The sequence below is a fragment of the Bradyrhizobium monzae genome (genome assembly GCF_021458635.1).
In the GTDB taxonomy this organism is placed as follows: domain Bacteria; phylum Pseudomonadota; class Alphaproteobacteria; order Rhizobiales; family Xanthobacteraceae; genus Bradyrhizobium.
Window position 1 is genome coordinate 86,684 of sequence record NZ_JAIRDQ010000009.1, and the last position, 12,781, is coordinate 99,464.

Annotated in this window: 17 protein-coding genes; 7 read left to right on the forward strand and 10 right to left on the reverse strand. The window is 64.0% G+C overall.

Annotated features, from left to right (window positions below; translation table 11 throughout):
• Positions 1-5: 5 nt before the first annotated feature.
• The 7 genes from K3F49_RS28260 to K3F49_RS28290 all read right to left on the reverse strand — a co-directional run bounded on the left by K3F49_RS28260 (position 6) and on the right by K3F49_RS28290 (position 5,307).
• Entirely contained in the window at positions 6-1,454 is a 1,449-nt protein-coding gene (locus K3F49_RS28260; RefSeq protein WP_234684179.1) for an ammonium transporter, read from the reverse strand.
• A 38-nt stretch (positions 1,455-1,492) separates the two neighbouring features.
• On the reverse strand, positions 1,493-1,831 hold the full coding sequence (locus tag K3F49_RS28265; protein ID WP_027535364.1) for a P-II family nitrogen regulator: 339 nt from the start codon (positions 1,829-1,831) through the stop codon (positions 1,493-1,495).
• 392 nt (positions 1,832-2,223) lie between these two features.
• On the reverse strand, positions 2,224-2,826 hold the full coding sequence (locus tag K3F49_RS28270) for an ATP-dependent Clp protease proteolytic subunit (protein ID WP_038932646.1): 603 nt from the start codon (positions 2,824-2,826) through the stop codon (positions 2,224-2,226).
• A 41-nt stretch (positions 2,827-2,867) separates the two neighbouring features.
• On the reverse strand, positions 2,868-3,236 hold the full coding sequence (locus tag K3F49_RS28275; protein WP_234684180.1) for an SRPBCC family protein: 369 nt from the start codon (positions 3,234-3,236) through the stop codon (positions 2,868-2,870).
• Entirely contained in the window at positions 3,233-3,547 is a 315-nt protein-coding gene (locus tag K3F49_RS28280) for an ArsR/SmtB family transcription factor (protein ID WP_234684181.1), read from the reverse strand. Before K3F49_RS28280 ends, K3F49_RS28275 begins: the two co-directional genes overlap by 4 nt.
• Before the next feature lie 42 nt (positions 3,548-3,589).
• A complete protein-coding gene (locus tag K3F49_RS28285; RefSeq protein ID WP_234684182.1) occupies positions 3,590-4,891 on the reverse strand; it encodes an ammonium transporter in 1,302 nt (433 codons plus the stop codon).
• A gap of 77 nt (positions 4,892-4,968) precedes the next feature.
• Positions 4,969-5,307, reverse strand: coding sequence for a P-II family nitrogen regulator (locus K3F49_RS28290; RefSeq protein WP_008142802.1), 339 nt, complete (start codon positions 5,305-5,307; stop codon positions 4,969-4,971).
• A 245-nt stretch (positions 5,308-5,552) separates the two neighbouring features.
• Here K3F49_RS28290 and K3F49_RS28295 point away from each other — a divergent pair, with 245 nt between their 5' ends.
• The gene (locus K3F49_RS28295) at positions 5,553-6,443 is read left to right on the forward strand and encodes a DUF4339 domain-containing protein (protein WP_234684183.1); all 891 of its coding nucleotides are present in this window, start codon (positions 5,553-5,555) and stop codon (positions 6,441-6,443) included.
• A 46-nt stretch (positions 6,444-6,489) separates the two neighbouring features.
• Here the strand turns inward: K3F49_RS28295 and tesB are convergent, their stop codons facing one another.
• Positions 6,490-7,353, reverse strand: coding sequence for an acyl-CoA thioesterase II (gene tesB / locus K3F49_RS28300; protein ID WP_234684184.1), 864 nt, complete (start codon positions 7,351-7,353; stop codon positions 6,490-6,492).
• 137 nt (positions 7,354-7,490) lie between these two features.
• Between tesB and K3F49_RS28305 the strand changes: the two genes are divergently transcribed.
• Positions 7,491-8,708: a ubiquinone biosynthesis hydroxylase gene (locus tag K3F49_RS28305; protein ID WP_234684185.1), complete on the forward strand. Its 1,218-nt coding sequence runs from the start codon at positions 7,491-7,493 to the stop codon at positions 8,706-8,708.
• Between the two features lie 58 nt (positions 8,709-8,766).
• On the opposite strand, the gene K3F49_RS28310 is transcribed toward K3F49_RS28305, so the two are convergent.
• On the reverse strand, positions 8,767-8,964 hold the full coding sequence (locus K3F49_RS28310; protein WP_200297414.1) for a Trm112 family protein: 198 nt from the start codon (positions 8,962-8,964) through the stop codon (positions 8,767-8,769).
• A gap of 58 nt (positions 8,965-9,022) precedes the next feature.
• Positions 9,023-9,553, reverse strand: coding sequence for a TetR/AcrR family transcriptional regulator (locus tag K3F49_RS28315; RefSeq protein ID WP_234684186.1), 531 nt, complete (start codon positions 9,551-9,553; stop codon positions 9,023-9,025).
• Positions 9,554-9,642: 89 nt separating this feature from the next.
• Between K3F49_RS28315 and K3F49_RS28320 the strand changes: the two genes are divergently transcribed.
• From K3F49_RS28320 to K3F49_RS28340, 5 genes are all read left to right on the forward strand, one after another.
• Complete coding sequence (locus K3F49_RS28320; RefSeq protein WP_234684187.1) at positions 9,643-9,993, forward strand: hypothetical protein; 351 nt, start codon at positions 9,643-9,645, stop codon at positions 9,991-9,993.
• A 41-nt stretch (positions 9,994-10,034) separates the two neighbouring features.
• Complete coding sequence (locus K3F49_RS28325) at positions 10,035-10,832, forward strand: crotonase/enoyl-CoA hydratase family protein (protein ID WP_234684188.1); 798 nt, start codon at positions 10,035-10,037, stop codon at positions 10,830-10,832.
• A gap of 3 nt (positions 10,833-10,835) precedes the next feature.
• The gene (locus tag K3F49_RS28330) at positions 10,836-11,648 is read left to right on the forward strand and encodes an SDR family oxidoreductase (RefSeq protein WP_234684189.1); all 813 of its coding nucleotides are present in this window, start codon (positions 10,836-10,838) and stop codon (positions 11,646-11,648) included.
• A gap of 210 nt (positions 11,649-11,858) precedes the next feature.
• Positions 11,859-12,137 carry a PepSY domain-containing protein gene (locus K3F49_RS28335; RefSeq protein ID WP_234684190.1) on the forward strand — a complete coding sequence of 93 codons (279 nt, stop codon included), beginning with the start codon at positions 11,859-11,861 and terminating at the stop codon, positions 12,135-12,137.
• Between the two features lie 33 nt (positions 12,138-12,170).
• Complete coding sequence (locus K3F49_RS28340) at positions 12,171-12,752, forward strand: cytochrome b/b6 domain-containing protein (protein ID WP_234684191.1); 582 nt, start codon at positions 12,171-12,173, stop codon at positions 12,750-12,752.
• Positions 12,753-12,781 lie beyond the last annotated feature (29 nt).

Here is a 12,781-nt window from a genome sequence, read left to right on the forward strand (position 1 = left end):
AGTGGTTACATGTTGTAGGCGCGCTCGGTGTGCTCGGTGATGTCGAGACCTTCACGCTCGCTCTCGACATTGGCACGGAGGCCAACGATCACATCGACGACCTTGTAGAGGATCGCCGAACCGACGCCCGACCACACCAGCGTGGTGCAGACGGCTTCGATCTGGGAGAGCATCTGCGCCGCGAAGTCGTAATCGGCAACCTTGGGCGGGATCGCGGTGTAGTCGATGATGCCCGCACCACCGAGAGCCGGATTGACCAGGATGCCGGTGCCGAGGGCGCCGACGATGCCGCCGATGCAGTGCACGCCGAACACGTCGAGCGAGTCATCGTAGCCGAGCGCGTTCTTCACCACGGTGCAGAAGAACAGGCAGACCACGCCGACCACGAGGCCGAGGACGATCGCACCCATCACGCCGGAGAAGCCGGCGGCAGGCGTGACGGCCACGAGGCCCGCGACGGCGCCGGAGATGACGCCGAGCACCGACGGATGACCCTTCACGATCCACTCCGCGAACATCCACGACAGCGCGGCGGCTGCGGTGGCGACGAAGGAGTTGGTCATGGCGAGGGCTGCGCCGCCGTTGGCTTCGAGGTTGGAGCCGGCGTTGAAGCCGAACCAGCCGACCCAGAGCAGCGAGGCGCCGATCATCGACATGGTCAGCGAGTGCGGAGCCATCAGCTCCTTGCCGTAGCCGGTGCGCTTGCCGATCAGGAGAGCGCCGACGAGACCTGCGATGCCGGCGTTGATGTGCACCACGGTGCCGCCAGCGAAGTCGATCGCGCCCTTCTTGAAGATCCAGCCGGCGTCGGCGTTGATCTCGTCGAGCTTGGCCTGAGCCGCAGTCTTCGCTGCACCATCAGCCGCAGCAGCCAGAGCCTTGGCCGCATCCTGGATCGCGTCCGGGCCGGGCCAATACCAGACCATGTGCGCGATCGGGAAGTAGATCAGCGTGACCCAGAGCGGGATGAACAGGGCGACCGCCGAGAACTTCATGCGCTCGGCGAAGGCACCGACGATGAGGGCGGGCGTGATCGCCGCGAAGGTCATCTGGAAGCAGACATAGACGAGCTCCGAGATGTTGGCGTCGACCGAGAAAGTCGCGGCCTTCGAGTCGGTGGTGACGCCCATCATGAAGGCCTTGGAGAAGCCGCCGATGAAGTCGGAGCCGCCGGTGAAGGCGAGGCTGTAGCCGTACACGGCCCAGATCACGGTGACGACGCAGACGGTGTAGAACACCTGCATCAGGACCGAGAGCATGTTCTTGGAACGAACGAGGCCGCCGTAGAACAGCGCGAGACCCGGGATCGTCATCAACAGCACGAGCACTGTCGATGTCAGCATCCAGGCGTTATCCCCCTTGTTGACCGTTGGCTCGGCATAGGCTGCGGTCGCAGCGAACAGGCCGACTGCGAGAGCCGCCAATCCCGCGCCATAGGGACGCTTAAACGTCATTTCATTTACTCCTGATTGGATTCTGGTTGAGCGCGAAATCAAAGGGCCGCGGCGTCGGCTTCGCCGGTGCGGATGCGAACCGCATGGTCGAGGTTGATGACGAAGATCTTGCCGTCGCCGATCTGTCCGGTTTTGGCGGCGGACGTGATGGCGTCGATGGTCTTGTCGACCTGCTCGGAGGCGACGGCGACTTCGATCTTGATCTTGGGCAGGAAGCTCACGGCATATTCGGCGCCGCGGTAGATTTCCGTATGGCCTTTCTGACGGCCATATCCCTTGACTTCCGTCACCGTGAGACCGTGAACGCCAATGGCGGTCAGGGCGTCACGGACTTCTTCCAGCTTGAATGGCTTGATAATCGCCATAACAATTTTCATGGGTCCTATCCCCGCTTGGGCCCGGTCCGGACGCGGCCGGGCGTTTCTCGACTGGTTCGCCACGAGGGAGAAAGTTCACTACGCGGGCACAGCCGGGACCCTTAGAATCAAATGCCGTGCCAGATCGGGCCGCTTGCCTAACGGACTATGAAAGCGGGGGTTTTCGCGTTTGACGGGTATCGCGGTGCAGTGCGCTATTACGTCGCGCTCAATCCATGGTCAGGCTTGATCAAAAAGCAGGCATGACAGGCTGCCGACACAATCGTTGCTCACGTGTCGAGCAGTGAAGAGGTATTCAATTACAGGGGGAGCTCCTCAAGGGCGTCCCCGTGCCGCGAAAGATCGCGGCGGGTCGCGACGTGCCCACGGGATACGCGCAACCGACCCGTCGCTCAGGCGGCCTCGCGCTCCGCAAAGACCCGGTCGATCAACCCCCATTCGACCCCTTGCTGCGCCGTCATGAAGTGGTCACGGTCCAGGGTCCGTTCCACCTCCGCCTCGGTGCGCCCGCAATGCTGGGCATAGAGCCGCGTGATACGCCGCTTGGTCTCCTGCATTTCATTGGCATGGATCAGGATGTCGGACGCCTGGCCCTGGAAGCCGCCGAGCGGCTGATGCACGTGAAGGCTGGCATTGGGCAGCGCGGCGCGGTGACCGGGCTCGCCGGCCATCAGCAGGAACGAGCCCATCGAGCGTGCGGTGCCCATGCACAGCGTATGAACCGGCGCCTTGATGAATTGCATGGTGTCGTACATGGCGAGCCCAGAGGTGACCACGCCGCCATAGGAATTGATGTAGAGATTGATCGGCCTGTTCGGATTCTCCGCCTCCAGGAACAGCAGCTGGGCGCAGACCAGTCCCGACATCGCATCATTGACCTCGCCGTTGAGGAAGATGATGCGCTCGCGCAGGAGCCGCGAGTAGATGTCGAAGGATCGTTCGCCGCGGGCGGATTGTTCGACGACCATAGGGACGAGCTGAAGCATGTCGCGCATCGGCGACCTCCATGTCTGCAGGTGATGAAATCTTGTTGCTGTTAGGCGGCCGCGCGCATCAGGCAGCAATTGCTGTTAGCCGGCTGCGGAAGTGTGATGTCGCAGACTTGCTGGATGATGCGAAAACGCGTGCCGCCGTCCTCGTTCGGCTCGATCCGGAAGATGACGTGGCTCTCGCGAAACGGTGGCTCCGAATCACGAAGCCGGTAGCGCACCTCTTCGCCTGCGATCGTTGATTCCGGCTCGGCGCCCGCAAGATCGCAATCCGGCAGCCAGCGCTCGCGCAAAGCCGGGATGGTCACGGCGCGCCAGACCTTTGCCGGCGGCGCATCGAATTCATATTCGAGCACCAAGGCTTCTTCGTGCACCAGGGCTTCGTCGGACGGATCGGGCTTCGCTGCGTCGCTCATTGATCCATTTCCTTCAAGAGATCGGCGAGTGCGTCCATGCGCTTCGGCCAGTAGGCGCGATAGCGCGCAAGCCATGTGCCGATGGCCACGATTCCGTCCGGGTCGATTTCGTAATTCACAAAGCGGCCCTGTCGCTGCTCGCGGACGAGGCCCGCCGCGCGCAGCACCGAAAGGTGCTGCGACATCGCCGGCTGGCTGATCTCCAGACCGTCGCGCAAGGTGCTGGCATTCAGGCTTCCGCCGGCGAGCTTCTCAAAGACTTTTCGGCGCGTCGGGTCGGCCAGCGCCTTGAAGATGTCGGCTTCGATCATGGCAACACATAAGCACGTACTTATGTATTGCGCAAGCCCGGATTACTGAAGCGCTTCGCCGTGCTGCGAGATATCGAGCCCCTCGAGCTCGTGCTCGCGCGAAACCCGCAAGGGCACGAACAGGCCGACCAGCTTGAGCAGGACAAAGCTCACGCCCGCCGACCAGACGAAGGTGACGGCGACGCCGTAGAGCTGGATCAGCAATTGCTGCGGATGGCCCTCGAGCAGGCCGGCCGTGCCGCCGATCGCGCTGGTTGCGAACACGCCCGCGAGCAGCGTACCGGTCAGTCCGCCGATGCCGTGGACGCCGAACACGTCGAGCGAGTCGTCGTAATTGAAGCGGTGCTTCAGCCAGGTGCAGGCCCAGTAGCAAATCCCGCCTGCGGCGATGCCGATGATGATGGCATGCCACGGCGCGACGAAGCCGGAAGCCGGCGTGATGGTGCCGAGGCCGGCCACTGCGCCCGAAATCATGCCGAGCACCGACGGCTTGCGCCGCGTCGACCATTCTATCGCGCCCCAGGTCAGCGCGCCGGAGCAGGCCGCCAGATGCGTCGCGATGATCGCCATCACTGCGCGCGAATTGGCAGCACCGGCCGAGCCGCCGTTGAAGCCGAACCAGCCGACCCACAACAGGCCGGTGCCCATCACCGCGAGCGACAGATCGAACGGCGACAGGTTTTCAGTGCCGTAGCCGTGACGGCGTCCCATCACCTTCGCGGCGACGAGACCGCCAGTGCCGGCCGACAGATGCACGACGAGGCCGCCGGCGAAATCCAGCACACCCATGCTGTTGAGGAAGCCGCCGCCCCACACCCAATGTGCCAGCGGAATGTAGACGAAGATGAACCAGGCGACGGAGAACAGCAGATAGGCGGAGAACCGCATGCGGTCGGCGACGGAGCCCGCGACCAGCGCCACCGTGATGATCGCAAACGTCATCTGGTACAGCATGAACAGCGCTTCGGGGATCGTCTTCGCCGCCGGGTTCACGCTGTCCATGGTCATGCCGGCGAGGAACCAGCGGTCGAGCGAGCCGATCCAGGGGCCGTCGCCGACGAAGCACAGCGAATAGCCGAACGCGACCCAGAGAATGGAGATGATCGTCACCGCGGCAAGGCTCTGTGCCATGGTCGCGAGCACGTTCTTCTTGCGCACCATGCCGGAATAGAACAGCGCAAGTCCCGGGATCGTCATCATCAGCACCAGCGCGGTGGCCACGATCATCCAGGCAGTGTCGGCGGTGTTGATCTCGCCCGTCGCGGCGCGCGCCGGCGAAGCCATGACCCAAGTAAATCCGATCGGCGCAGCCATAGCGGCTACGCGGCGCAACAATCCCGCCATGTCATTTCCCCCCGGCATCAATTGGCGTCGCACGCCATGGCGTCGTTGCCCGGTGCGATCGAAGACGTGTTTGAGCTTTAAAGCGCGTCGCTGTCGGTTTCGCCGGTGCGGATGCGCAGCGCATGGTCGATCGGCGTGACGAAGATCTTGCCGTCACCGATCTGCCCGGTGCGGGCGGTCGCGGTGATCACGGCGACCGCCTTGTCGGCGACGTCGGAGGCGACCGCGATCTCGATCCGCAGCTTCGGCAGGAAGTTCACGACATATTCTGCACCGCGATAGATCTCGGTGTGACCCTTCTGGCGGCCGTAGCCCTTGACCTCGGTCACGGTCATGCCGTGGACGCCGATCGCCGTCAGGGCCTGACGGACCTCATCGAGCTTGAAAGGTTTGATGATCGCGACGACGAGTTTCATGGTCAGGCCTATTTCCCGGGGAGCGCCGCGCCGTATGTCCCCGGCGCTGCGTCAATCTGGCATCTTTCCGGGCAAATGGCACAAAAAACTTGCAGATTGAAGCGGAAAAACGTTTGGCCAAGGGAGGCCATGTGAACGGCCGCCTCTGTACAGGGCAACGGTTCATCCGTCACAATGCATTTTTGGCATGGATCCGGTGAACCCGCACCTGCCGGGCGGGACATAAGTATTTTGGGGGGCGCTTCATGGCGAGTTGGTTCTACGCATCCGAGGGCAAGCAGCAAGGGCCCTACCCGGAGGGGCAATTCCGCGACCTGATCGGCGAGGGCGTCGTGCGCGGCGATACGCTGGTGTGGTCCGAGGGCATGGCCGGCTGGCAGAAGGCCGCCGAAATTCCCGGTCTGATGTCGGGCGGCGGCGCGCCGCCGATGATGCCGGCTGGAGGCCCGCCGATGATGGGCGGCGGAAGCTATGCCGGCGCCGGCAGCGCTGCCGGCGGATCGCTGTCGGTCGATTTCGGCATCCTCGACTTCACGTGGCGCACGCTGGTGATGCTGATCGGCTCGTGCTTCATCATCCCGATTCCGTGGCTGTTCGTCTGGTACACGCAATGGATCGTGTCCTGCGTGAGGGTCCCGGGCCGGCCGAACCTCTCCTTCACCGGCTCTGCGATGGCGATCGTGCCCTGGTTCTTCGGCTTCATCGTTGTGGCGATTGTCATCGGCTACATCGGCAGCCAGATTCTGAGCGCCGCCTTCTACATCGTCCAGATCGTTCTCTACTGGATGCTGCTGAAATGGATGGTTGCAAACATCGCCTCCAACGGCCAGCCGGTCGGCCTCAGCTTCACCGGCTCGGTGCTCGGCTATATCGGCTGGAACCTGCTGTTCGCGATCTCCATCATCACGATCATCGGATGGGCCTGGGTCGCCGCGGCCCAGCTGCGCTGGATGTATCGCAATATCCAGGGCACGCGTCGGGAGATCATCTTCAGGGGCAGCGGACTTGGAATTCTCTGGCGCGGGATCGTGGCCGCGATCCTGTGCGGCTTCATCATCCCGATCCCGTGGGTCTATCGCTGGATCATGAACTGGTTCGCATCGCAGACCGAGCTCGCGCCGCGGGGCGCAATGTAAGCACGACCCGAACAGCCCTGAGCGCGGCTTAGCGCGCTTGGGGCGATCAGCTCCTCCGCTCGCGCACGGAGCCTTCCTGCGCGACGGAGGCGACCAGCGTGCCGTCGGGCTTGAAGATCGAGCCGCGGGTCAGGCCGCGGCCGCCTTGCGCGCTCGGTGAATCCTGCGCGTAGAGCAGCCATTCGTCGGCGCGAAACGGGCGATGAAACCACATTGCGTGGTCGAGGCTCGCCGGCATCATGCGCTTGTCGAACAGCGTGCGGCCATAGCGCGCCATGATCGCGTCGAGCAGCGAGAAGTCCGAGGCATAGGCGAGCGCGCACATATGCAGCGCCGGATCGTCCGGCAGCGTAGCCGCCGTCTTGATCCAGACATGGATGCGGCCATCCTCGATCTTCTGGCCGAAGTAACGGCCGAGCTCGACCGGGCGCAGCTCGATCGGACGATCGGACTCGTAATAGCGGCGGATGAAGTCCGGCATCTCGCGGAACATCGGCTGCTTCGCCACCTCCTCGGCCGTGAGCTTTTCCGGCGGCGGCACGTCGGGCATTTTCTCCTGGTGATCGAACGCGCTCTCCTCCCCGGCATGGAACGACACCATGATCGAGAAGATCGCATTGCCGTGCTGGATCGCGGTGACGCGGCGGGTCGAATAGCTCTTGCCGTCGCGCAGCCGCTCGACCTGGTAGATGATCGGGATCTGCGGATCGCCCGGCAGGATGAAATAGCAATGCAGCGAATGCGGCAGCCGGCCCTCGACGGTGCGGCAGGCCGCGACCATCGCCTGTCCGATCACCTGCCCGCCGAACACCCGCTGCCAGCTCGTCTTCGGGCTGTTGCCGCGGAACAAATTCACCTCGAGCTGCTCGAGGTCGAGGATCGAGATCAGGTCGATCAGGCTCTTGGACATGGAATTCAGCTTTCGCATCGTCATTCGGGGGGCGCTGCTCCGGAATGACACAATGGGGCGTTCCGCCCTTGTTTCACCGCACTGTTTCGCCCACCTCAAGTCTGCTAGCAAGACCAAGAGTTGGCCGGGAATTTGGTATGTCACAGAATAGCATAGTCATTGGCGGTGGCGCGTTCGCGGGCCTCGCGCTCGCGCTGGCGCTGCGCCAGGGGCTCGGACCCGAGATTCCCGTCATCGTCGCCGATCCTGCGCTCGCCACTCGGCCGAGCCGCGATCCGCGCGCGACGGCCATCGTCGCGGCCTGCCGCCGTCTGTTCGAGGCGCTCGGCGCCTGGGACGATGTCAAGGCCGAAGCCCAGCCGATCCTCGACATGGTCGTCACCGATTCCAAGCTGGAGGACGCGACGCGTCCGGCGTTCCTGAATTTCGCCGGCGATGTCGCGCCCGGCGAGCCTTTCGCGCATATGGTGGAGAACCGCCGCCTGATCGATGCGCTGGTTGTCCGCGCCGAAGCCGCTGGCATCGATCTCCGCGCCACCATCGTTGCGTCTTACGACGCGAGTGCCGATGGCGTGGATGTGACGCTCGGCGACGGCAGCAGGATCGCCGCGAGCCTGTTGGTCGCGGCCGATGGTGCGAAGTCGAAGCTGCGCGAGCGTGCCGGCATCGCCACCCATGGCTGGGAATACGATCAATCCGGCATCGTCGTCACCGTCGGTCACGAGCGCGATCATGAAGGCCGCGCCGAAGAGCACTTCTTGCCGGCAGGCCCCTTCGCGATCCTGCCGCTGACCGGAAAACGTTCTTCGCTGGTGTGGACCGAGCGCCGCGCCGAGGCCGCGCGCATCGTCGGCTTGAGCGACGAAGAGTTTCACGGCGAGCTCGAGCAGCGCTTCGGCCTGCATCTCGGCGAGGTCAAGGCGCTCGACAAGCCGCGCGCGTTCCCGCTGTCTTATTTCGTGGCCCGCTCCTTCGTCGCCGAGCGCCTCGCGCTGGTCGGCGATTCCGCCCACGTCATTCACCCCATCGCCGGACAGGGCCTCAACATGGGGCTGAAGGATGTTGCTGCATTGGCCGAGGTCGTGGTCGACGCCGCGCGGCTCGGCATGGATCTCGGCGGCGCCGACGTGCTCGAGCGTTACCAGCGCTGGCGCCGCTTCGACACCATGGCGATGGGCGTCGCCACCAACTCGCTGAACTTCCTGTTCTCGAACCAGTCGACCTTGCTGCGCACGTTTCGCGACATCGGCCTCGGTATCGTCGACCGCACCCCGCCGCTGAAGAATCTCTTCATTCGCCAGGCGGCGGGTTTGACGGGTGAGATACCGAAATTGCTGAAGGGCGAGGCGCTGTGAGGGCGCGAATGGCGAATAGAGATCCATTCGCTATTCGTTACTTCCTATTCGCCCCTCTTCAATCGATCTTGCGCGCCTCTTCCGGCAGCATGATCGGGATGCCGTCGCGGATCGGATAGGCGAGTTTTGCGGATCGCGAGATCAGCTCCTGCTTGGCCGCGTCGAATTCCAGCGGACCCTTGGTCAGTGGGCAGACCAGGATCTCCAGCAATTTGGGATCGACGCTGTTTTCGGGGCGTTCGGTGGGCGCGTTCATCGTGGTCTCCGGCGATCGGCTGCCTGTAGCATAGAAAATTGCGGCCGCCCATCGCGGGTTACGCTGATACCATGCGCTGGATCTCGTCGAGCAGGCCGTGGAGCCGCGCAGCCGGCAGCTGCGGGCTTGAGAGCGCATAGCCCAGAAAAGTCCAGTACAGGATCTGCGCGCGCGCCTGCGCCATTGCCGCGGCGAGCCCCCGCTTCGCCAGCAGGGCCTCGATATAGTCGAGCCGGCGGCGGTCGATGGCGCGGACAGCCGCTTGCGCCGCCGGATCGAACGCCGCCCAGTTGCGCACCGCGCGCTCCAGATCGAGCCGGGCGCCGAAGGTCCTGCGCAGCAGCGCCGTCAGCGGCTCGTCGCTGTCGGCCTCGACACCAGCGATGATCTCCTCGGCTGCGATCTCGCGCCAGCGTTTCAGCACGGCCGTGTGGAACGCGCCGAGATCGGCAAAATGCCAGTAAAAACTGCCGCGGGAGACGCCCATGGCCTTTGCCAATGGATCGGCCTTCAGTGCGGTGAAGCCGCTCCTGGTGAGCGCCTTGAGGCCTTGGCTGATCCAGTCGTCGGCGGAGAGCTGTTCGGTCATGTCGGGTTCCGAAATCGACCATACACTAGTGTATTGACAGGCGGCAGGCCAGCGTCTATCTCACCATACACAGATGTATGGAGACCTCGATGCGTGATCTCATGCTCCAGTGTGCCGGAATCCTCGCCATCGTGGTGGCGCTCATCCATGGCATCCTCGGCGAGACCAAGGTCTTTCCCCGCGCTACGATCGAGCCACCGCGGCTCCGCACCCTGATCCGCCTGGTCTGGCAGGCCTCGACCGTGGCCTGGATCGGCTGCGGCGTGCTCCTGATCGCGACGCCCTGGATGGACTCCGGCTTGGCGCGCCGCTGGATCGTTCTCACCATGATCGGCGTCTTTGGCTTCTCCGCCTGCGCCAACGCATGGGCGACGCGTGGCCGGCATTTCGGCTGGATGGCGCTGAGCGTGGTCGTGGCGATGGCGGTGGCCGGCTACTGACCGTCGCAACGACAGGCCGCACATTCAAGCGGAGTGGTGTCATGGAAGATCGTGTTCGTCTTGCTATCGCGAACGGCGTGGGCCATGTCCGGCTCAATCGGCCGGACAAGATGAATGCACTCGACCCCGCGATGTTCGAGGCGCTCATCGCAGCCGGAACCCAGCTTGGTGCTCGCGATGATGTCCGTGTCGTCGTTCTCTGCGGCGAAGGCCGTGCGTTCTGCGCGGGCGTCGACCTGGATCGGATTCTGGCCACAACGCGAGGCGATCCGCTGCTCCCGTCGATCGACCTGACGCAGCGAAGCCACGGCATGGCGAACTACGCACAGCACCTGGTGTGGCTCTGGCGCGAGTTGCCCGTGCCCGTGATTGCCGCGGTCCATGGCGTCGCCTTCGGTGGCGGCTTCCAGCTCGCGCTCGGCGCGGACCTTCGCTATCTTGCGCCGGAAACAAAGCTCGGCGTCATCGAAGCCAAATGGGGCCTGGTACCCGACATGGCCGGCACGCAATTGATGCGTCGCCTCGCACGTGAGGATGTCGTGCGCGAGCTGACCTATACCGGTCGCGTGTTTTCGGCCCACGAAGCGCTGGCCTATGGTTTCGCGACCGGACTTGCCGACGATCCGCTGGCTACCGCATTGAAGGTTGCGGACGAGATCGCAAGCCGTAGCCCGGACGCGGTCCGTGCCGCCAAGCGGCTCCTCAATCTCGCCGCGCGCTCGGACGAAGCCACGGGTCTTGCCGCCGAGACCGCCGAGCAGGCCGCGTTGCTCGGCACCCCCAATCACATCGAAGCGGTCAGGAGCAATATCGAGAACCGCACACCGCGATGGAGCTGAAGCATGGCACTGACACTCGTCACCGGAGGCACAGGTCATCTCGGTCGGGATATCGTCGATCGCTTGGTTCGCGACGGCCACAGCGTTCGGTTGCTTGCGCGCGCGAGAGGCGCCCGATCGGACGTCGAATGGGCCATGGGCGATCTCGCGACGGGCATTGGCCTGCCAGAGGCCTTGCAGGGCGTCGACACCGTCATCAATGCGGCGACGTATTCGCCGATCGCGCGGCGAGGCGGTGTTCGGCCCGTCGATTTCTTCACGTCGCCTTCCGCCGTCGATGTCGAGGGAACGGAGCGATTGCTGTCGCTCTGCCAGCGGCAGTCCGTGCGGCACTTCCTGCATGTGTCGATCGTCGGGCTCGACGAGGCCACGCTGCCCTATGCACAGGTCAAGCTCGCCGGCGAGCGGCTGGTTCGCGCCTCCGCGCTGTCGTGGTCCGTCGTTCGCGCGATGCCATTCTATTATCTGCTCGACAAGATGCTTGCGGGCCTCGCCTGGCTTCCGGTGTGGCCGATGCCGACGACGGTGTTCAATCCTGTCGACACGACGGATGTTGCCGATCACGTCGTGGCCTGCGCTTTCGACGGGACATGCGGCGAGCGCGCGGAGATTGGCGGTCCCGACGACCTCAGCGTTGCCGCGTTGGCCGGCCTGTATCGGGATGCGCGAGGGCTGCATCGAAAAATCCTGCCGGTATCCATGTCCGAGACAAGAGCCCGCGGCATGGGTTTTGTCGTCAGTCAGGGCGTGCGCGGGCGTCTCGCCTGGGCGGACTGGCTGCAACGCCAGTATTCCAGCCCACGCCGCGCGGCCTGACGTGGTTCGCGAGGTTTTCGGCCGAATCCAAGCCGTGAGGCTTAAGGCCGCAGCGAGCTGCCAAATATGCGCGGTGCACGGAGGGCACTGATCTTTTGGCTCCCGTTAGAATATCTCTAAGGCCATTCGATCCCCGTAGCGAGTTGACTTCACCCTCTCCTTTGCTTCCTTCGGGCGCGCTTCGCGCACACGACAGAGGAGGAGACATTCGTGAGAGTCATTCGTGTTCTTGCCATTGCACTGACGGTCGGGATCGGCATGGGGTCGACGGCGATGGCCGACGGTTTCAAGAACTGCACCACGCTCGACAAGGCGTCGTGGAAACCGGCTGGTGATGCCGAAGCCAAGGCCAAGGCGGCGGGCTATGAAGTGCGGCGCTCGAAGATCGAAGGCTCGTGCTATGAGGTCTACGGCGTCAAGGAAGGCAAGCTCTACGAGCTGTTCTACAGCCCGGAAGATCTCAGCCTGAAGCACACGATAGCCAAGTAATGTCTTCAGCCAAGGTTTGAGAGTGGTCCCGGCTTGAACGACAAATCGGTGCCAGAAGCGCGCGGGGCGTTCGACCGGACTCCCGCGGATGGAACGGTCGCGGTCTGGGACCTTCCGCTGCGTCTCTGGCACTGGGCCCTTGCGGCCAGCGTCCTGGCCGCGTGGTTCACGCCCACCGTCTACGACAGTCTTCACCGCATCGTCGGCTATAGCATTATCGGGCTCTTGGCCTTCCGCCTGGTCTGGGGATTTTGCGGCAGCCGCTATTCGCGCTTTCGCATGGTCGGCGTCAGACTTCGTGCCGTGCCCAACTATCTCTGGAATCTGCGCCGCGGCATCACTGGCCGCTACATCGGGCTCAACCCGGCCGGCACCCTGATGCTGGTGGCGCTGCTATTGTCACTCAGCGTCTCGGCGATCACGGGCGCACTGTCGGTGACCGTCACCTTCTTCGGCGTCTGGTGGATCGAGGACACCCACGCTTACGCGTCGGACGCGGTCATCGTCCTGGTCGTGCTGCATGTGGTCGGCGTGGTGCTGATGGGCATGCTTCAGCGCGAGAACCTGATCCGCGCGATGATCACAGGGCGCAAGCGCATTCGGAACCGTTCCTAGGCGGAACCGGCAGAGTTCGAACGGATGCA

What these genes read in the sequence shown, in the direction of transcription:
- K3F49_RS28260 (WP_234684179.1), bottom strand. Translation starts at nt 1,454, where the DNA reads ATGACGTTTAAGCGTCCCTATGGCGCGGGATTGGCGGCTCTCGCAGTC.
- K3F49_RS28265 (WP_027535364.1), bottom strand. Translation starts at nt 1,831, where the DNA reads ATGAAAATTGTTATGGCGATTATCAAGCCATTCAAGCTGGAAGAAGTC.
- K3F49_RS28270 (WP_038932646.1), bottom strand. Translation starts at nt 2,826, where the DNA reads ATGCGCGACATGCTTCAGCTCGTCCCTATGGTCGTCGAACAATCCGCC.
- K3F49_RS28275 (WP_234684180.1), bottom strand. Translation starts at nt 3,236, where the DNA reads ATGAGCGACGCAGCGAAGCCCGATCCGTCCGACGAAGCCCTGGTGCAC.
- K3F49_RS28280 (WP_234684181.1), bottom strand. Translation starts at nt 3,547, where the DNA reads ATGATCGAAGCCGACATCTTCAAGGCGCTGGCCGACCCGACGCGCCGA.
- K3F49_RS28285 (WP_234684182.1), bottom strand. Translation starts at nt 4,891, where the DNA reads ATGGCGGGATTGTTGCGCCGCGTAGCCGCTATGGCTGCGCCGATCGGA.
- K3F49_RS28290 (WP_008142802.1), bottom strand. Translation starts at nt 5,307, where the DNA reads ATGAAACTCGTCGTCGCGATCATCAAACCTTTCAAGCTCGATGAGGTC.
- K3F49_RS28295 (WP_234684183.1), top strand. Translation starts at nt 5,553, where the DNA reads ATGGCGAGTTGGTTCTACGCATCCGAGGGCAAGCAGCAAGGGCCCTAC.
- tesB (WP_234684184.1), bottom strand. Translation starts at nt 7,353, where the DNA reads ATGTCCAAGAGCCTGATCGACCTGATCTCGATCCTCGACCTCGAGCAG.
- K3F49_RS28305 (WP_234684185.1), top strand. Translation starts at nt 7,491, where the DNA reads ATGTCACAGAATAGCATAGTCATTGGCGGTGGCGCGTTCGCGGGCCTC.
- K3F49_RS28310 (WP_200297414.1), bottom strand. Translation starts at nt 8,964, where the DNA reads ATGAACGCGCCCACCGAACGCCCCGAAAACAGCGTCGATCCCAAATTG.
- K3F49_RS28315 (WP_234684186.1), bottom strand. Translation starts at nt 9,553, where the DNA reads ATGACCGAACAGCTCTCCGCCGACGACTGGATCAGCCAAGGCCTCAAG.
- K3F49_RS28320 (WP_234684187.1), top strand. Translation starts at nt 9,643, where the DNA reads ATGCGTGATCTCATGCTCCAGTGTGCCGGAATCCTCGCCATCGTGGTG.
- K3F49_RS28325 (WP_234684188.1), top strand. Translation starts at nt 10,035, where the DNA reads ATGGAAGATCGTGTTCGTCTTGCTATCGCGAACGGCGTGGGCCATGTC.
- K3F49_RS28330 (WP_234684189.1), top strand. Translation starts at nt 10,836, where the DNA reads ATGGCACTGACACTCGTCACCGGAGGCACAGGTCATCTCGGTCGGGAT.